15 protein-coding genes are annotated in these 19,024 nt (G+C 29.7%); 9 read left to right on the top strand and 6 right to left on the bottom strand.

Annotated features, from left to right (window positions below; all coding sequences use genetic code 11):
• Positions 1-103: 103 nt before the first annotated feature.
• From C4S76_RS07240 to C4S76_RS07225, 4 genes are all read left to right on the top strand, one after another.
• On the top strand, positions 104-547 hold the full coding sequence (locus tag C4S76_RS07240; RefSeq protein WP_105193803.1) for a BT0820 family HAD-type phosphatase: 444 nt from the start codon (positions 104-106) through the stop codon (positions 545-547).
• The gene (map, locus tag C4S76_RS07235; protein WP_105193802.1) at positions 544-1,362 is read left to right on the top strand and encodes a type I methionyl aminopeptidase; all 819 of its coding nucleotides are present in this window, start codon (positions 544-546) and stop codon (positions 1,360-1,362) included. Before C4S76_RS07240 ends, map begins: the two co-directional genes overlap by 4 nt.
• Positions 1,363-1,375: 13 nt before the next feature.
• The gene (locus tag C4S76_RS07230) at positions 1,376-2,143 is read left to right on the top strand and encodes a class I SAM-dependent methyltransferase (RefSeq protein ID WP_105193801.1); all 768 of its coding nucleotides are present in this window, start codon (positions 1,376-1,378) and stop codon (positions 2,141-2,143) included.
• Positions 2,144-2,363: 220 nt separating this feature from the next.
• Complete coding sequence (locus tag C4S76_RS07225; RefSeq protein ID WP_105193800.1) at positions 2,364-2,915, top strand: RNA methyltransferase; 552 nt, start codon at positions 2,364-2,366, stop codon at positions 2,913-2,915.
• Between the two features lie 143 nt (positions 2,916-3,058).
• Here C4S76_RS07225 and C4S76_RS07220 read toward each other — a convergent pair whose 3' ends face one another.
• Entirely contained in the window at positions 3,059-4,030 is a 972-nt protein-coding gene (locus C4S76_RS07220) for a deoxyhypusine synthase family protein (RefSeq protein ID WP_105193799.1), read from the bottom strand.
• Between the two features lie 21 nt (positions 4,031-4,051).
• On the bottom strand, positions 4,052-5,122 hold the full coding sequence (locus tag C4S76_RS07215) for a TerC family protein (protein ID WP_105193798.1): 1,071 nt from the start codon (positions 5,120-5,122) through the stop codon (positions 4,052-4,054).
• Between the two features lie 186 nt (positions 5,123-5,308).
• Between C4S76_RS07215 and C4S76_RS07210 the strand changes: the two genes are divergently transcribed.
• Genes C4S76_RS07210 through C4S76_RS07190 form a run of 5 tightly spaced genes read left to right on the top strand, consistent with a single transcriptional unit; the run spans position 5,309 to position 9,109 of the window.
• Complete coding sequence (locus C4S76_RS07210; protein WP_105193797.1) at positions 5,309-5,782, top strand: Lrp/AsnC ligand binding domain-containing protein; 474 nt, start codon at positions 5,309-5,311, stop codon at positions 5,780-5,782.
• A 23-nt stretch (positions 5,783-5,805) separates the two neighbouring features.
• Entirely contained in the window at positions 5,806-6,552 is a 747-nt protein-coding gene (gene deoC, locus C4S76_RS07205) for a deoxyribose-phosphate aldolase (RefSeq protein WP_105193890.1), read from the top strand.
• Positions 6,552-7,370, top strand: a complete 819-nt coding sequence (locus tag C4S76_RS07200; protein WP_105193796.1) for a 3'(2'),5'-bisphosphate nucleotidase CysQ family protein — start codon at positions 6,552-6,554, stop codon at positions 7,368-7,370. The genes deoC and C4S76_RS07200 overlap by 1 nt, the downstream gene beginning before the upstream one ends.
• A 32-nt stretch (positions 7,371-7,402) precedes the next feature.
• Entirely contained in the window at positions 7,403-8,545 is a 1,143-nt protein-coding gene (locus C4S76_RS07195) for a hypothetical protein (protein ID WP_105193795.1), read from the top strand.
• A 30-nt stretch (positions 8,546-8,575) separates the two neighbouring features.
• Positions 8,576-9,109: an adenine phosphoribosyltransferase gene (locus C4S76_RS07190; protein WP_105193794.1), complete on the top strand. Its 534-nt coding sequence runs from the start codon at positions 8,576-8,578 to the stop codon at positions 9,107-9,109.
• 310 nt (positions 9,110-9,419) lie between these two features.
• Here the strand turns inward: C4S76_RS07190 and C4S76_RS07185 are convergent, their stop codons facing one another.
• From C4S76_RS07185 to rpoC, 4 genes are all read right to left on the bottom strand, one after another.
• Positions 9,420-10,892 (bottom strand): SusD/RagB family nutrient-binding outer membrane lipoprotein, encoded by a 1,473-nt coding sequence (locus tag C4S76_RS07185; RefSeq protein WP_105193793.1) that lies wholly within the window; start codon positions 10,890-10,892, stop codon positions 9,420-9,422.
• A gap of 12 nt (positions 10,893-10,904) precedes the next feature.
• Complete coding sequence (locus C4S76_RS07180) at positions 10,905-14,186, bottom strand: SusC/RagA family TonB-linked outer membrane protein (RefSeq protein WP_105193792.1); 3,282 nt, start codon at positions 14,184-14,186, stop codon at positions 10,905-10,907.
• A 217-nt stretch (positions 14,187-14,403) separates the two neighbouring features.
• Positions 14,404-14,706 (bottom strand): DUF3467 domain-containing protein, encoded by a 303-nt coding sequence (locus tag C4S76_RS07175; protein WP_105193791.1) that lies wholly within the window; start codon positions 14,704-14,706, stop codon positions 14,404-14,406.
• A gap of 7 nt (positions 14,707-14,713) precedes the next feature.
• Positions 14,714-18,988: a DNA-directed RNA polymerase subunit beta' gene (gene rpoC / locus C4S76_RS07170; RefSeq protein WP_105193790.1), complete on the bottom strand. Its 4,275-nt coding sequence runs from the start codon at positions 18,986-18,988 to the stop codon at positions 14,714-14,716.
• Between the last annotated feature and the right edge of the window lie 36 nt (positions 18,989-19,024).

The raw sequence follows: 19,024 nt of genomic DNA, 5'->3' as shown, positions 1-19,024 counted from the left end.
AAGGTATTGTTAGATAGTTATTAATAGTGATAAAATACTTAAATTCGAAAGAGATAAAGGTGAAAAATAGTAACTTTGTAAGAATAACTAATTTCTCTGGTTTATGAATAATAAGATCATTGCAATTGATTTTGATGGTACTATAGTTGAAGATAAATATCCTGAAATAGGAAAACCTATGGCTTTTGCTTTCGAATCTATGAAAAAATTACAAGAAAAAGGCTATAGACTTATTTTATGGACTTATAGGAATGGAGAAAAATTACAAGAAGCTGTTGAATTCTGTAAAAAGAAAGGTATAGAGTTTTATGCAATAAATTCAAGTTTTGAAGGAGAAGTTTTTGAAGAAAATAAACAAAGCAGGAAAATAAATGCCGATTATTTTATTGATGATAGGAATTTGGGGGGCTTTCCAGGTTGGGGAGAAGTATATCAGATTATAGTTGAAAAAATAGAGTTTGGAATAGAAGATAGAGAAATTTTAGCATATTCGAAAAGGAAACGTAAAAAAGATAAAGGATTTTTTTCAAGAATATTTAAATCATGATAAAATTAAAAACAAAAGAAGAAATTGATTTGTTGTATGAAAGTGCACAAATTGTTTCTAAAACTTTAGGTATGCTTGCTAAAGAAGTAAAACCAGGAGTTACTACTTTGCATTTAGATAAACTAGCAGAAGAATATATAAGAGACCATGATGCAATTCCTGGATTTCTTGGTATGTATGATTTTCCCAATACATTGTGTATGTCCCCTAACGATCAAGTAGTTCATGGTATCCCAAATAATAAGCCTTTAGAAGAAGGAGATATTATTTCTATAGATTGTGGTGCATTAAAAAATGGATTTTATGGAGATCAAGCCTACACATTTTCAGTAGGTGAAATTAATCCTGAAATTGAAAAAATGATGACAATAACCAAGCAAAGCTTGTATTCAGGAATAAAAAAATGTAAGACAGGGAATAGAATAGGAGATATCAGTTTTGCCATTCAGTTAATATGTGAGAATGCTGGATATGGAGTGGTTCGTGAACTGGTTGGACATGGATTAGGAAAAGATATGCATGAAGATCCTCAGGTTCCTAATTATGGCAGAAAAGGAAGTGGCCCTAAAATAGAAGAAGGATTAGTAATAGCTATAGAACCTATGATTAATCAAGGAACTTATAAAGTAAAGTTCCATAATGATGGTTGGACGGTTACAACCAGAGATAATAAGCCATCCTGTCATTTTGAACATGATGTGGCAGTAGTAGATGGTTTACCTAGGCTTTTATCTACATACAAATATATATATGAAGCCTTAGGAATTTCCTCAAATGAAGAAGAAGAATTTTTATATAAATCTCTACATTCTTAGTTTTAATTTTTAAATGAAGCAAATATTTAAATTTTTTTTGAATTTAATACCAAGGCCTATACTCATTAAATTCAGTTATTTTTTTGCACCATTTTTTTCATGGTTTTATAAAGGAGATAAGTTTACAGACCCTATCGATGGAAAAACTTATAGGAAATTTCTTCCATATGGATATGGAAAACCACGTGAAAATGCATTAGCCCCGGGAACATTATCTTTAGAAAGGCATAGATTAATGTGGCTATATCTGCAAAAGGACACAGTTTTTTTTACTGATAAATTAAAAGTTTTAAGTATAGCACCTGAACAATGTTTTTTAAAAAGATTCAAAGCCCTTAAAAATTTGGATTATATCACATCTGATTTATACTCACCTATTGTAGATGTAAAAGCAGATATATTAAACCTTCCCTTTAATGATAATGAGTTTGATGTAGTATTTTGTAATCATGTATTAGAACATATTGAAAATGATGCAAAAGCTATGTCTGAGTTATATAGAGTAATGAAACCTGGCGGATGGGGAATATTTCAGGTTCCAATGAAATATGATTTGGAAAAGACCTATGAAGATTTTTCTATCACAGACAGAGAAGAAAGGAAAAAACATTTTGGACAATACGATCATGTCCGTTGGTATGGATTAGATTATTTTAAAAGATTAGAAAAAGTAGGATTTAAGGTAGAACAAATAAAATATTATAATGTCTTATCAAAAGATGAAATAGAAAGATATGCTCTTTCAAAAAATGAAATTCTTCCCGTAGTAAGAAAAATTTAAGAAATAAATAGTTGGGTGAAAAATTAAAAATAGAATAATTGAAATATTTTGTAAAGTGAGTTGAAAGAATAAAATCTAAGAACATAAAAGAGTAAAAGTGCTTAATTAAATATTTTGGTATATAAAGCACTAGGATTTAGAGGTTTGGAGTTGAAAATTTAACATCGAGTAGTTTTTTTAGAGATATATATAAATGGAATATAAATATTAAATTTTAATAATGGAGATAGAAAGAAAGCCGGAAAAATTAAAATTAGAAGCATTAAATAGAAAAACCATAAAAGTTTTTAAAGAAAGTGATAAAATACCAGTTGTTGTATTATTGAATAATGTACGTTCCATGCATAATGTAGGATCTGTATTCCGTACTTCAGATGCTTTTTCTATAGATAAAATTTATCTATGTGGGATTACCCCTCAACCACCTCATCGAGAGATACAAAAAACAGCTTTAGGAGCTACAGAAAGTGTAGACTGGGAGCATAAAAAATCTATAGAAGAACTTATAAGTGTTTTAAAGAAAGAAGGTTATATTATTGTAGGGGTAGAGCAGGTAAGTGATAGTGTCTATCTTCAGGAATATAAAGTTGAAACAAGAAAAAAATATGCTTTGATCTTAGGTAATGAAGTGGAAGGAATTAGTGAAAATATATTAGAATTGATTGATCTATTTATAGAAATTCCCCAATCAGGAACCAAACATTCACTTAATGTAAGCGTATGTGCAGGAATTGTACTATGGGAGTGGTATAGAGCACTAATAAAAATTTAAAAACTTTTTAGAAACTAAATATTTAACCATTTTTCAAGCAAAAAATCTCAATTTCTATATTTAAGATAAATAAAATCTAGTTTGTCAAAAAAAGCTGAGTATTAATACTCAGCTTTTTTAATTAATATAAAGAATAAATAAAATTACATTTCTAAAATATAGGCAAAGACCAAGGGAGCTACAATAGTAGCATCACTTTCAATAATAAACTTAGGAGTATCTATATCCAACTTACCCCAAGTAATCTTTTCATTAGGTACAGCACCGGAATATGAACCATAACTAGTGGTAGAATCAGATATTTGACAGAAGTAACTCCAGAATGGTACATCTTCCCATTCTAAATCTTGATACATCATTGGAACCACGCAAATTGGAAAATCTCCGGATATACCACCTGCTATTTGAAAGAATCCCACCCCTTTTCCTCCAGAATTATTTCTGTACCATTCAGTAAGATAAATCATATATTCAATTCCGGATTTCATAGTAGATGCCTTAAGATTGCCTTTAATTACATTAGCAGCAAAAATATTACCCATAGTACTATCTTCCCATCCGGGAACCACAATGGGTAAATTTTTTTCGGCAGCAGCCAACATCCAACTATTTTTCGGGTCAATTTCATAATATTGTTCTAATACCCCGGATAGCAACATCTGGTACATATATTCGTGAGGGAAATGTCTTTCACCTTTTTCATCAGCATCTTTCCATATTTTTTCAATATGTTGTTGTAAACGTCGGAAAGCTTCCTCTTCAGGAATGCAGGTGTCAGTAACACGATTTAAATGATTTTCTAGCAAATCCCATTCCTGTTGTGGAGTTAAATCCCGATATTCAGGAATTCTTTTATAATGAGAATGAGCTACCAAATTCATTATATCTTCTTCCAGATTAGCTCCGGTACATGAAATAATAGACACTTTATCCTGCCGAATCATTTCTGCTAAAATTTTTCCTAACTCCGCTGTACTCATGGCGCCACCCATAGTAATCATCATTTTTCCTCCATCTTTAAGATGAGCTACATATCCTTTGGCAGCGTCTACTAAAGTAGCAGAATTGAAATGTAAAAAATATTTTTCTATAAATTCCGAAATAGGTTTACTCATAATAAATATTTAAAAGTTTATTTAATTTTTATTTTTTTTAGGAGATATTAATGATGCAACTACAGATAATACCAATACACCGGCCACAATAATTAAAGAGGTTATAGATGAAATATGGTAAAACGGAGATATAAGCATTTTAATACCAATAAAAGATAAGATAATGGCCAATCCATACTTTAATTTACTAAACATATACATGAAATTTGCCAGTAAAAAATAAAGAGAACGTAACCCTAAAATAGCAAAAATATTTGAAGTATATAATATAAATGGATCATTAGGAGCTACAGCAAAAATAGCAGGAATAGAATCAACAGCAAATATTAGATCTGTAAATTCTATAATAACTAAAGATGTAAATAACGGAGTAGCCATTTTTAAACCGTTTTTTACTGTAAAAAACTTACTTTCATCAAGTTCTGGAGTAACTTTGAAAAAACGTTTTACAAAACGAGCCCCTACACTTTCGTTTAAGTCTTTTTTTTCATCATCGGCTTTATCATCTTTTGAAAACCATGAATGAATTCCTGCATAAATCAAGAAAAACCCAAATAATGTTAAAATAATATTAGGTCTAAAAAATAAAAATTCGTTATAATTAGCATGTTCTGCATTTTTAGGATTGAGAACAAAATGAAAATCTCCGATTGAAAAAGGCGGAAGATAAGTTTTATTAATTAAACCTACCCCTAAAAATATAAAGATAGCGCGAAAAAGTAAAGCGCCTAAAATTCCCCAAAATAAAATTTTATGTTGATATTCTTTAGGTATTTTGAAAAAACCAAAAACCATAATAAAAACAAATAAATTATCTACAGATAAAGCTTTTTCTATCCAGTATGCTGACTGAAATTGAGAAAATTTTTCAAGAGCAAACTTTTGTCCGTCAGAATTTTTAAATACTAAATATATTACAATGCTAAATAACATTGATAAAGAAATCCATACTACAGACCAAATTGCAGCCTCCTTATTAGAAATAATATGAGATTTTTTATTAAGAACTCCTAAATCTAAAATTAACATTACAAGAATGGAAATTACAAAAATAGTAATTAACAAAGGATGATTTAGCATATTGTCCTGCATGGAATATATCTCGATTTTTAAGAAGCCAAAGGTACTTAATTTGAGTAAGATGTCAAAATTAAAATATTGTTACTTAAACGAAAAAAAAAAGATTTTTTACTTCATATTTTGAAAAAAATAAAGAGTAAAAGATGATTTTTATAATGTTCATACATTAAAATAGTATTTGTAATTTTGTACAAAAAAGTGAGAGTATCAAATTTACATACCGTAGAGTTAGATGGAATTGATAAAATTATTTTAGAAGCTCTAATGGAAAACTCAAAAACTTCAATTTCAAAAATAGCCAAACAAGTAGGGGTTTCTTCCACAGCTATACATCAAAGGATAAAAAAATTAGAAAATGCAAATATTATTGGAGATACAGTTACATTATTAAATTATAAAGCTTTAGGATATAAAACCACTGCTTATGTAGGTGTTTTCCTTGAAAAATCTGTCTATTATAAAGATGCAATAAATGATATGCTAAAAATTCCTGAAATTATTGAAGCTTATTTTACTACCGGGAATTACACAATATTTATAAAAATACTATGTAAGGATAATGATCACTTGATGAGCGTTTTAAGAAATGGTATTCAAGAAATTAAAGGAATTGAAAGGACCGAAACCATAATTTCATTAGAACAAAGTATTTCACGACAAATTAAGCCATAAATTAAATAATAAAATTATAATTGATTATGAATATTAAAAAATATTTAGATTCTACTTACCTTAAATTACCATCTCAAAGTAATTTAACTGAAGAACAAAATTTTGAGGAAGCCAGAAAAATTACTGAAGAAGCCATCAATAATCATTTTTATTTAGTAATGATTCGTCCTAATTATGTTAAAAGAATTAAAGAAATAATTACAAAATTTGGTTCAGAAGTAAAAGTAGGTACAGTAATCGGATTTCATGAGGGAACTTATTCTATAAAAGACAAATTGACTGAAGCTAAAAAAGCAATAGAAGACGGTGTGGATGAATTGGATTATGTTGTTAATTATGAGGTCTTTAAAAAAGGTGAAATAGAAATAGTGAAAAAAGAATTTATTGAAGGAACTACTTTAGGATTAAATAAAGGGAAAGTTGTTAAATGGATTATAGAAATAGCAGCCCTTTCAGATGAGCAAATACAAACAATTTGTACTTATTTTTCATCTTGGGCTCAGGAAAACTTTAAACCCATCGATTTTCAGAATATATTTGTGAAATCTTCTACAGGTTTTTATAAGACAGAAGATGGAAAACCCAACGGAGCTACATTTCATGCTATAGAAATTATGCTAAAATATTCCAAACCTTTACAAGTAAAAGCTGCAGGAGGAGTTCGTACATATGATGAAGCAGTAAAAATGATTGAAATGGGAGTAAAAAGAATAGGAACTTCCTCAGCAAAAGCTTTATCAGAAAATAAATCTACTAACTCTACTTACTAATGATTAATTTATTAAATATAGCAATAAAAGCAGCTATAGAATCATCACGAGAAGTACTAAAAATTTATGAACAAGGTTTTACAGTATCTTTAAAAGAAGATGAATCTCCTGTCACTACAGGGGATTTAAAAGCTAATGAAATTATTACCAGTTATATTTTACCTACAGATATTCCTATTTTAAGTGAAGAGAGTGAAAAAGATACATTAGAAAAACGTAAAAATTGGAAAAGATATTGGTGTATAGATCCTATAGACGGAACCAAAGAATATGTAAATAAAACAGATGAATATTGTATATCCATTGGTTTATTAACAAAGGAAACATCTTTGTTAGGAGTATTAGCAGCTCCCTCTATGAATATATTTTATTTTGCTGCAGAAGGAATTGGAAGTTTTAAATGGAAAGGAGTATATGAAGATTTATATTCTCTTTTAGATAGCGAAAATATAGTAGAAGAAATAATGAAAAATTCTATTCAGTTGCCTGTAAAACCTGCGTTAAATCCCTATATATTTTTAACGAGTCGTTCACATTTCAGTAATTTAGACCAAGAGTATTTTCGAAAATTAGAGAGAGAACATGAAGAAGTACAAATGATTCAAATGGGAAGTGCTATAAAAATAGGGTGGGTTGTCGAAGGTAAAGCTAATGAATATGCCAGATTAAGTCCTGTTAATTTTTGGGACATTGCTGGGGGGCATGCTATAGCTAAATATGCCGGGTTAAAAATAATAGATACTGCTTCTCAAAAGGAGGTAACTTATAATGATATAGAAACTTTAAAAATTTCAGGATATATCATAAAAAATATTTAATGTATTTTTACAGTAAAAAGAATTGATAATTTATGAAAAAAGGATTTGGATTAGTATTAGTTTTATTTTTCTTTTTTATTTCATGTAAAAAAGAATATACAACAGTAGATGGTTCGTCTAAAGATAATTTTAATAAAAGTATAGAGTCAATTTCATCCAAATTGACAATATTACAACAAGATAAAATACAAGAAGCAATAAAATTAATTTATAAGTTCAGGACAGAGGGAACAGATGAAACTAAACGTTGGGAAGAGTTATATGAACTATTAAATGGAAAAAATGCAGATCAGATTTTCGATATTGCAGAAGAGGTTGCCAAAGAAAATAAAATTTCTTGGTCTAGTACATCTATGAATACCTTAGATAGTTCTGTTTTTGATGAAGAGCTTAAATCTATGACTTTAGAGGAAGAAAAATTAAAACAAATAGAAGCTGCTACTAAAATAAATTTACATTTTTCTCCTGTAAGTAATAATGTGGAAAATAATGATGGTTTTTATTTATATCCTGAATTAGTAGATGAAGAAGGAAATTCAATAACTTATGATAACTTGCCTTTGTCACTATCTATTTCATTTATAAATAATGGGACAGTAGTTTATGTTACCAAAAAAACAATAACCTCATCAGAAGCAGGAAATCCTTCATTAAAAAAAGGAATTAAAATTCCTTATAATATGTTTGATAAAAATAAAGTGTCTGATGCTAGGGTAGATGTAGAGATAAAAGCAAATGCTGGAGAAAAGTATCTGTATGGTAAATTGAAAGCTATACCTATAGATTTAAGTAAAACCAAAGAAGTAACAAACTCTGTGGAAGATGAAATAAACAATCAGGTTAGTGTAGATAATGTTAAAAGTTTTATTCAAAATATTGGCAATAAAAATTATTCTAAAGCTTATAGTTTAACTAAAAATCCTAAGTGGGATACTGAAGAGAAATTTGCTTCTACTTCTAATGGATTTGGAACAGTTGAAGCTACCAATTTGCTTACGACAGAGGTAATAAATACTTCTAGAGATAAAATAACAATTTTTGCGTTGTATCAAATTAAAGATCAAAATGGAAAAGTTAAAACATTAAAACAAAATTTTATATTAAAAAAAGACAAGGATAATTGGTTTATTACAGATACTGAAACTAAAGAAATCAAAGAAGACACTTGGAAATAGATTTTTAATATATATTAAAAAAATAGTTTAATGAAAGAATTAAGTAAGAAAATTGACTCATGTATAGATAAGATTCAGGATTTTCCTAAAGCAGGAATTCATTATAAAGATATAACTCCCATATTTTTAAATCCTGATTTATGTACTAAAATTATAAAATCATTTGCAGAGTTTAGTAAAGGTAAGATAGATGTAGTATGTGGAATCGAAAGTCGAGGTTTTTTGTTTGGTACCCAAATAGCAAAAGAGCTTAACATTCCGTTTGTATTAATTCGTAAAGCTGGTAAATTACCACCTCCGGTTATATCTCAAGAGTATGAGTTGGAGTATGGATCAGCCGAAATAGAAATAAAAAAAAATCATATCAAACCTAATCAAAGAGTATTGATACATGATGATATATTAGCTACAGGAGGAACTGCTGCTGCATGTGCTCAATTAGTAGAAAATTGTGGTGCAAAAGCAAGTCAGTTTAGCTTTTTAATTTCTTTAGATTCTTTGGATGGAAAGAAAAAATTAGAAAAATATACTAAAGAAATTCAGATTTTGCTAGAATATAAATAAAAATATATTATTTAAGCAACAGAATCTGTTTAAATTTTTTAAAGATAAAAAATATGTACAGATAAAAGTTTATTTATGTGTTTTTTATTATTAATATTATTTTCTGTTTCCTGTGTTTAATTAATAAAGGTTTAATAACAAATTAAGATAGAGATAAGCTTAGATAACTTAATATTTAGATAGACTAAGAAAATTTACTTATTCAAATTTAAATGTTTAAAAAAGATATTACTGTTTTTATAATAAGGAAAGCTCTGTAAATAACAGAGCTTCCTTTTTTCTATATAAAATTAACTAAGTATATAGTTTTTTAGTATTTGTCCCAAAATATTTTAGTATCATAATCATCTTTTCCTATAGCAATTGCAGCTTGAGAATAATTAGCAGAATTAACAGTTCTTTCATCTATTGGATATCTAAAACGTACTGGAACCTCAGATAAAACAGAAGAAGAGGATACGTGTAAAATAGGATAATCCAGTCTTCTTTTTGTGTTCCAAGATTCAATTCGGTTATATAAGGCAATCCAAGCTTGCATTCCTATAGATTCTTTCCAATTTGAAGCATTGTAAGGAACTGTACTTAAATAATTACCTAAAGGTACATTCCAAAATTCAAAAGAAGCTGTAATAGCATTATTGTAATAATTTTCTGCTCCGGTTACAATATAACCACTATTTCTAGCAGCAGCTTCAGCTAAATAAAAATTAATCTCACTAGCTTCAAATAATATTCCCGGAGTTGTGGCAGTATAGGCAAATAATCCAATTTTAGATGAATTTCTTATTGTATTTCCAGGTGAGCCAAATTTTCCTCCTTTATAGTAGCTGGAAATAATATTTCCATTTTTATCTTTTTCATTATATAATTGGAAATAAACATATCTTCTAGGGTCATTTAATTTATTCAAATAATCAACAAATGTATCTGCTGCAACAAAATCATTTCTATTACTTGCAACTAAATTTTCATATAAGGGATTAAAATTTGGAGAATTAGAATCATATTTAAATTGAGCGTTATCATCATTATTTAATATTGCACCTCCTAAAAAACCTTTGTTTACAGCTTGTGTAGATAAAGTAAGATTTTGGTCAGCTAAAGCTATTCCTAATTTAATAAGAAGAGAATTGCCAAATTTTTTCCATTTAGTAGTATTACCTCCATAAAGAAAATCAGCTTTTCCAAAACTGGCTTCAGAGATGTCCAAATTATCTACAGCTTTTTCTGTTCTTGTTATTAAATCATTGTAAATAGTTTCAGCATCATCATATTTAGGATTAGTTTTTTCAAAAGGAAATCCTGCATCGCTATAAGGGATATTACCATAAGTATCTACTAAAATTTGATAGGTATAAACATTTAATAATTCTATTATAGCCAGTTTATTAATTTTTATTTTATTAAATGAAGTTATTTCATTTGCAGTAGCAGTAATTTTAGGTTGCTCGGCTTCAATAATTTTTTTGCTATCATTCAAATTGCCTAATACATCTAAATATAAACCATTCCAGAAATTTTGTGTAACTTTTCGATTCTCAAAATCATATTTCACTTCAGTATAATAAGTTGTTTCTGTCCAATATTGTTGTAAAAACCTGAAAACATTTCGATTAAAATTAGGAGTCACTAATTTATCAACTAAGCTTTTTTCAGCTTGAGAAAATAAGTACTGAGAAGGAATTTGATAAGGTTTTTTTTGATCTTCATGATAATCTTCAGAATCATTAACACAACTATTTGTTAGGCAAATTGCAAATAGTATTAGAATTATTTTTTTCATAAATTTTATAGTTTAAAATTTAACTTTAACATTAAATGAAATTGTACGAGTTGTAGGCATTACTCCCGATTGAAAACCTTGTAAATTACCCGAGCCCAAACCTGATTCAGGATCTGCATTAGGAAGATTTTTTTGAATGATCCATAAATTTCCCCCTATTATTCCAAAAGTCATAGATTTAATAAAAGTTCCGTCAAATATTTTATTAGGCATTACATAAGACAAAGATACTTCTCTTAATTTAATATAGCCTGCGTTATATATATAAGCTTTATTTGGTTTTACATCATGAGCAAAAGCCTTACCTGATTCGCTAGCATCTAAACGAATATCATTACGAGTTCCATCAAGTTTTACTCCATCAAATATAATTCCTCCACCTTCAGATATAGGATTTCTAACGGGATTTCCAAGATCATTTATTCCAGCTGTATTTTTGGTTAACCCGGTTTCTTGACCATAAGCTTGGTCTAAGGAATAGACACTACCTCCATGTTTCACATCTATTAAGATACTTAAAGAAAAATTTTTGTATGTAAATCTATTCGTAATTCCTCCCGTCCACTTGGGTTGTGTATTACCTATTACTTGTGATTCATTTTTTAAATAATAACCATAATTTGGATTTTTATTTCCGTCTGGGGTATTTTCTCTACTATCAATTACCGGGTTTCCATTTTTATCATATACGTAATCAGATCCAATAATTACTCCTAAAGATTTTCCTACAACAGCAGCTATAGTTACACCACTTTGATAAGAACCTAAAACTAATTTATCGGTTCCGGGTTGTAAAGCTACTAGTTTATTTTTGTTATTGGCCCAGTTAATATTAATATCCCATTTAAAATTTGAAAATTTTATAGGGGTTAAATTTAAAGCCAATTCAATTCCTTTATTTTCAACTTTTCCTATATTCATAAATTTTCTATAATAATAAGTTGCTGTAGGAATTTGAAGGTAATTAAATTGGTCTTTAGTTGTAGTCTTATAAAGAGATATATCAAATCCGATTCTATTATTTAAAAATTGCATTTCCAATCCACCTTCCCAACTTTTGGTTCTTTCGGGTTTTAAATCATCAAAATTAAAAGCTACTTGTTTGGAAGAAGTATTGTCAGAAATTCCATAGTAAGGCACACCATATAAACTGCCATTATTATAGTAATATCCTAGACTAGCATCAGTTGATTCAGGATCTGCACCTACTTCTGCGTAACTACCTCTTATTTTAGCAAAATTTATAACTGAACTTTTTAAAAGGCTTGAAAAAGTCCAACTTAATCCTCCAGAAAAATAATCATACCCTCTATTGTGTTTAGGCAAGGCTGTGGATTGGTCATATCTGTAAGATCCATCTAAATACAATTGATTTAATAAAGTTATAGTTGCTTGCCCATAAAGTCCAGATTTTTGTTTTTTCAGTTCAGATTCTATTGGTGCAATATAGGATACACTATTTCCGAGAGAATATAATCCTGGAACTAATAATCCTCCTAAAGTAGATCCTTGATATGATTTTGTATCATATTGAAGAAATGAGCCACCTCCTAAAACTCTTATATTTACTTTTTCAGATATGTCTTTTTGTAAAGTAGCAATCAAATCATAAGTTTGTTGCATATAATCTCTGGTGTATAATTGATATCCAGATTTTTCTCTATTATGCTTTATACCAAAACTTGTAGCAATTGATCCCTCAGCTAATCTTTCTTCAATTCTATCATTTGTTTTATCTATAGCTACTCTCCCCAAAATGTTGAAATCTTTAGTAACATCATAAGATAAATTAATTCCGGTTAGTAACCTATCTCTTGTATCCGTTTCATAATTTTTATATCTTGACCAATATGGATTATCCCAATAAGCAGGATTGGAATTTACGCCATCACTCCAGTTCCAAGTATAATTAGTTCCTGTTTTGTTGTAAGCATATTCTAAACGTTTAATGTCTACATTGACAGGCCACCATTGTCTGAATCCAGAAATAATATTTCCGGAATAACCTGTAACATTTCTTCCTTTAGTATTTTGACGTGAATAAGTTATAAAAGCTGTAGCAACAAAATTATCTGCAAAGTTATGAGTAAAATTCCCATTTAGAGTATTTCGATTTAAACTACTATTTGGTAATAGACCTGTTTCATTATTATTTGTGTAAGAAAATTTATATGTGGAATTTTCGGTACTTCCTGTTAAAGAAATACTATTCACAAAAGATACAGGATTATTGAAGAATTTGATAGGATCATTTTTTGCTGATGTCCAGGGTTTCAAAACTCCATCAGGATTATCTAACCATGAATCCCAATGATATACCATTAAATTGGGATCAAAAGCAGCACCATAAGAAGCATCTTCAGTAAAAGGAATTTCAGGATTTCCATTATTACTGTTAAAATATTCGTTAGATTTAGATCCATAAAAAGGGCCATACCCTTGACCATACTTTTTTTGATATTTAATAAAAGTGCTTTTATCTATAAAGCCAGTTGATACTGTAGTATTTAATTCAATCCCCAATCCCTGATTTTTTTTCCCCTTCTTAGTAGTAATCATGATGGCTCCATTAGAGGCTAAACTACCATATAAGGCTGTAGCTGCAGCTCCTTTTAATACATTTATAGATTCAATATCATTAGGATCAATATCAGAAGCAGCATTACCAAAGTCATAACCTGTCCCTCCTTGAGCTTGATTACTGTTATTAATATTGGCATTGCTAATAGGAACTCCATCTACTACAATTAAAGCCTGATTGTTTCCTATAATACTTCTAGTTCCTCTTAATTGAATATTTGTGGATCCTCCAAAATTACCTGAGTTTTTGATTTGAAGCCCAGCTACTTTACCAGATAAATTATTTGCAAAATTATTTGTAGGAAGTGTATTTATATCCTCACCCTTTACCTCTGTAGTCGAATATGTCAGAGCTTTTTTTTCCCTTTTTATACCTAGAGCAGTAATTACAACTCCTTCTATTTCTGTTTCTTTTGTGGAGGTATTTACAGGTTTAAGAGTTAAATTATAAAAATCTTGAGTACCTACAACAAAACTCGTGGTTTCATCGTCTAAAGAAATAACTTCCACAGTTTGACCAGTCTCGGCATTCAAAGTAAATTCTCCTTCTTCATTGGTATAGACTGTTTTACCACCCTCAATAGATAAGGAAACATCACTTAGAGGTTTACCATTACTATTAGTCACTTTTCCGGTAATCGTTTTAACTTGAGCACATAAAATAGTACTCAAGAGGATAAACGAAAAACCTAAGACATTTCTGTTTATTCTCATATTTAATACATTAATTTATCGCTTCAAATATAAGTTATTTTTTTTAATAATCCATAAAAATAATGAATAAAATGTATAATCGATAAATATTGTATCTAATAATGAGAAGGTAGGATAAAATCGAATTAATAATTATTTTGGCAATAAATATATATAAAATAAAAAACCAGGTGTGATTACCTGGTTTTTATATTAATTTAATAGTTATTACGATTTATTAAGCTTGTCCTTTAGTTCCGAAATTTAAATGATAAGTTTCGTCTTTTACATTCCCAAATTGCTGTTCATACTTTTGAATATTATCAGTTAAAGCTGATAGCAATCTTTTAGCATGTTCAGGAGTTAAAATAATTCTTGATTTTACTTTAGCTTTTGGTATCCCAGGCATAATCTGTATAAAATCTAATACAAATTCTGTAGAAGAATGATTAATTAAAGCTAAATTAGAAAAAACTCCTGATGCTATATCATCCGTTAATTCAATATTTAGATCTTGAGGGTTTTGATCTTGATTTTCCATGATTCAATTAAATTTTTTCGGTAATTAATCTTTCAAATTCCTTATTTGATCCTACAACTACATTTTGATATTCAGTTAAACCTGTACCTGCAGGGATTCTATGCCCAACAATTACATTTTCTTTCAATCCATTTAAGTAATCAACTTTTCCAGATACAGCTGCTTCATTTAAAACCTTAGTAGTTTCTTGGAAAGAAGCTGCTGAAATGAAAGATTTAGTTTGTAAAGATGCTCGGGTAATACCCTGTAATACAGGGCTAGCGGTTGCAGGTAGAGCTTCTCGGGCTTCTACAAGTTTTTTATCTTCTCGTTTGAGCTTGGAATTCTCATCCCGTAATTCTCGGGCTGTAATAATTTGTCCAGCTTTATATTCTTCACTATCTCCAGGGTCTACAATTACTTTCATTCCAAAAATTCGGTCATTTTCTTCAATAAAGTCTATTTTATGCTCAAGATTATTTTCAAGGAATTTAGTATCACCTGCATCTATAATTTCTACCTTAGTCATCATTTGGCGTACTATAATTTCAAAATGTTTATCATCAATTTTTACCCCTTGTAAACGATAAACTTCCTGTATTTCATTTACTAAATATTCTTGTACAGCAGTAGGACCTTTGATATTTAAGATGTCGTTAGGTGTAATAGCTCCGTCTGATAAAGGATCTCCGGCATGAACAAAATCATTTTCTTGAACCATAATCTGATTGGATAATTTTACTAAATATCTTTTTATTTCTCCAGTTTTTGATTCAACAACAATTTCTCTATTTCCACGTTTAATTTTTCCGTAACTTACTACACCATCAATTTCTGTAACTACAGCAGGGTTTGAAGGATTTCTTGCTTCAAATAATTCAGTAACTCTAGGAAGTCCTCCTGTAATATCACCTGCTTTGGCTGATCTTCTTGGTATTTTCACTAAAATTCGACCTGCTTTAATTTTTTCACCATCATTTACAATTAAGTGGGCTCCAACAGGTAAGTTTATGGATTTTAGTTCATTACCTTTAGTATCTAAGATTCTTAAGGTAGGAATTAATTTTTTATTTCTAGATTCAGAAATAACTTTTTCCTCAAATCCTGTTTGTTCATCAATTTCAAGCTGATAGGTAGATCCTTGTTCTATTTGTTCGTATTCGATTTTTCCAGAAGTTTCTGAAAGGATGATCGCATTATAAGGATCCCATTTACAAATGACATCTCCTTTTTTAACATCCTGTCCTGTTTTTACCATTAAGGTGGCTCCATAAGGAATATTGTTAATCATTTGTATATTTCCTTCTGAATTTAATAATTTAAATTCAGTAGAACGAGAAACTACAGTGTCAATGGAATTTCCATTTTCATCTTCAGTTTCTACGGTTCTAAGGTCATCAAATTCAACTTTTCCATCTCTTTTAGCAATAATACTATTTACTTCAGCAATATTTCCTGCGGTTCCTCCTACGTGGAAAGTTCTCAAAGTAAGCTGTGTACCTGGTTCTCCAATAGATTGAGCTGCAATTACACCTACAGCTTCCCCTTTGTTTATTAGTTTATTTGTAGATAAATTTACTCCATAACATTTTGCACAAATTCCTTTTTTAGATTCACAAGTTAAAGGAGAGCGTACTTCTACTGAATCAATACCCGATTGTTCTATAAGGGCTGCTAAATCAGAAGTTATCAGTTGATTGGCTTCTATTAATATTTCATCAGTTTCCGGATGGTATACATCATGTAATGAAACACGTCCTAAGATTCTTTCTGATAAAGGTTCTACAATTTCATCATTTTTTCTTAGAGGAGTAATCTCAATACCTCTTAATGTCCCACAATCTTCTTCATTTATAATTACATCTTGAGCAACATCTACTAAACGTCGGGTTAAGTATCCGGCATCTGCTGTTTTCAAAGCGGTATCTGCTAATCCTTTACGAGCTCCGTGAGTAGAAATAAAATATTCTAAAATAGATAAACCTTCACGGAAATTTGAAATAATTGGATTTTCAATAATTTCTCCTCCTGATGAACCTGCTTTTTGAGGTTTAGCCATTAATCCTCGCATTCCGGCTAATTGACGAATTTGTTCTTTAGATCCACGGGCTCCGGAATCAAGCATCATATAGACAGAATTAAATCCACCTTTATCAGTTTTCATCCTTTGCATGATTAAGTCTGTTAAACGTGCATTTGTATTCGTCCAAACATCAATTACTTGATTATACCTTTCATTATTGGTAATTAACCCCATGTTATAATTACTCCTAATTCCGTCAACTTGATCGTTGGCTTCTTGAATCATAATTTTCTTTTCATCAGGAGTTTTGATGTCTGCTAAACTAAATGACAATCCACCTCGGAAAGCTGTAGCATATCCTAAGTTTTTCATATCATCTAAGAATTTGGCAGTAGTAGGAAAATCTGTAATTTTTAATATATTACCAATAATATTTCTAAGAGATTTTTTAGTTAAAACTTCATTAATATATCCTACTTTTTCAGGGACAATTTTATTAAATAATACTCGTCCAACAGTAGTTTCAATAATTTTTTCAACTAATTCTTCTCCTTCTTTTACTTTTGTTTTTACTTTAATGATAGCATTTAAATCTACTGCTTTTTCATTGTAAGCAATTTCAATTTCTTCAGAAGAGTAAAATATAGCTCCATGACCTTTTACTGTAATATCATCCGTAGGGACTAAAGGTTTAGTCATATAATATAGTCCAAGAACCATGTCTTGAGAAGGTACTTGAATAGGAGACCCATTGGCTGGATTTAAAATATTTTGAGAAGCCAACATTAATAATTGAGCTTCTAAAATCGCTTCCGGTCCTAGTGGTAAATGTACAGCCATCTGGTCACCATCAAAGTCTGCATTGAAAGCAGTACATACTAAAGGGTGTAAACGAATGGCTTTTCCTTCTATCATTCTTGGTTGGAAAGCCTGTATACCTAAACGGTGTAGGGTAGGAGCACGATTTAAAAGCACAGGATGTCCTTTCATTACATTTTCAAGTATATCATATACTACCGGCTCTTTTCTTTCTATAATACGTTTTGCTGATTTAACTGTTTTTACAATACCTCTTTCAATCAATTTTCTAATTACAAAAGGTTTGTAAAGTTCTGCAGCCATATCTTTAGGTAAACCACATTCATGAAGTTGTAAAAAAGGTCCAACAACAATTACTGAACGGGCAGAATAATCTACACGTTTACCTAATAAATTTTGTCTGAAACGTCCTTGTTTTCCTTTTAAGGAATCGGATAAAGATTTTAGAGGTCTGTTAGATTCTGATTTTACAGCTGAAGATTTTCTAGTATTATCAAAAAGAGAATCTACAGCTTCTTGAAGCATACGTTTTTCATTACGTAAAATTACTTCAGGAGCTTTGATTTCTATGAGCCTTTTCAAACGGTTATTTCTTATAATAACTCTTCTATATAAATCATTTAAATCAGAAGTAGCAAAACGCCCTCCATCTAAAGGAACTAAAGGACGTAAGTCTGGCGGGATAACAGGAATTACCCTCATAATCATCCATTCCGGACGATTAATTCTACCATTAGAATTAGCATCTCTAAAAGATTCTACTACTTGTAATCTTTTTAAGGCTTCTGTTCTTCTTTGTTTAGATGATTCAGTACTAGCTCTGTGTCTTAAGTCATAGGAAAGAGAATCTAAATCTATTCGTTTTAACATTTCCTCTAAACACTCAGCCCCCATTTTTGCAACGAATTTATTTGGATCTGAATCGTCTAAGTGTTGATTTTCAATGGGTAGTGTTTCTAGGATGTCTAAATATTCTTCTTCTGTTAAAAATTCATTAGGTTCTAACTCTTCTCCATTTAATTTTTTTGCAATACCGGCTTGAATTACTACAAATCTTTCATTGTAGATAATCATATCTAATTTTTTAGAAGGAATACCTAATAAATATCCTATTTTATTGGGTAAAGAACGGAAATACCAAATATGAGCAACGGGTACAACTAAGTTAATATGCCCGATTCGTTCACGTCTTACTTTTTTTTCTGTTACTTCTACGCCACATCTGTCACAAACAATCCCTTTATAACGGATTCTTTTATATTTACCACAAGCACATTCATAGTCTTTTATTGGGCCGAAAATTCTTTCACAGAATAATCCGTCTCTTTCAGGCTTATGTGTACGATAATTGATTGTTTCGGGTTTTAAAACCTCTCCTCTAGATTGTTGTAAAATACTTTCTGGGGAAGCTAACCCTATTGAAATTTTGCTAAATCTGCTAGTTCTTTGTTTAACTGCCATTATTTATAATCAATTAAATTGAAAAAGTTTAATATT

Origin of the sequence: Apibacter adventoris, assembly GCF_002964965.1 — a bacterium.
GTDB lineage: Bacteria > Bacteroidota > Bacteroidia > Flavobacteriales > Weeksellaceae > Apibacter > Apibacter adventoris.
Note: the sequence above shows the minus strand (reverse complement) of the source record. Positions and strands in the feature narration are given on the sequence as shown.

What these genes read in the sequence shown, in the direction of transcription:
- C4S76_RS07240 (WP_105193803.1), top strand. Translation starts at nt 104, where the DNA reads ATGAATAATAAGATCATTGCAATTGATTTTGATGGTACTATAGTTGAA.
- map (WP_105193802.1), top strand. Translation starts at nt 544, where the DNA reads ATGATAAAATTAAAAACAAAAGAAGAAATTGATTTGTTGTATGAAAGT.
- C4S76_RS07230 (WP_105193801.1), top strand. Translation starts at nt 1,376, where the DNA reads ATGAAGCAAATATTTAAATTTTTTTTGAATTTAATACCAAGGCCTATA.
- C4S76_RS07225 (WP_105193800.1), top strand. Translation starts at nt 2,364, where the DNA reads ATGGAGATAGAAAGAAAGCCGGAAAAATTAAAATTAGAAGCATTAAAT.
- C4S76_RS07220 (WP_105193799.1), bottom strand. Translation starts at nt 4,030, where the DNA reads ATGAGTAAACCTATTTCGGAATTTATAGAAAAATATTTTTTACATTTC.
- C4S76_RS07215 (WP_105193798.1), bottom strand. Translation starts at nt 5,122, where the DNA reads ATGCAGGACAATATGCTAAATCATCCTTTGTTAATTACTATTTTTGTA.
- C4S76_RS07200 (WP_105193796.1), top strand. Translation starts at nt 6,552, where the DNA reads ATGATTAATTTATTAAATATAGCAATAAAAGCAGCTATAGAATCATCA.
- C4S76_RS07195 (WP_105193795.1), top strand. Translation starts at nt 7,403, where the DNA reads ATGAAAAAAGGATTTGGATTAGTATTAGTTTTATTTTTCTTTTTTATT.
- C4S76_RS07190 (WP_105193794.1), top strand. Translation starts at nt 8,576, where the DNA reads ATGAAAGAATTAAGTAAGAAAATTGACTCATGTATAGATAAGATTCAG.
- C4S76_RS07185 (WP_105193793.1), bottom strand. Translation starts at nt 10,892, where the DNA reads ATGAAAAAAATAATTCTAATACTATTTGCAATTTGCCTAACAAATAGT.
- C4S76_RS07180 (WP_105193792.1), bottom strand. Translation starts at nt 14,186, where the DNA reads ATGAGAATAAACAGAAATGTCTTAGGTTTTTCGTTTATCCTCTTGAGT.
- C4S76_RS07175 (WP_105193791.1), bottom strand. Translation starts at nt 14,706, where the DNA reads ATGGAAAATCAAGATCAAAACCCTCAAGATCTAAATATTGAATTAACG.
- rpoC (WP_105193790.1), bottom strand. Translation starts at nt 18,988, where the DNA reads ATGGCAGTTAAACAAAGAACTAGCAGATTTAGCAAAATTTCAATAGGG.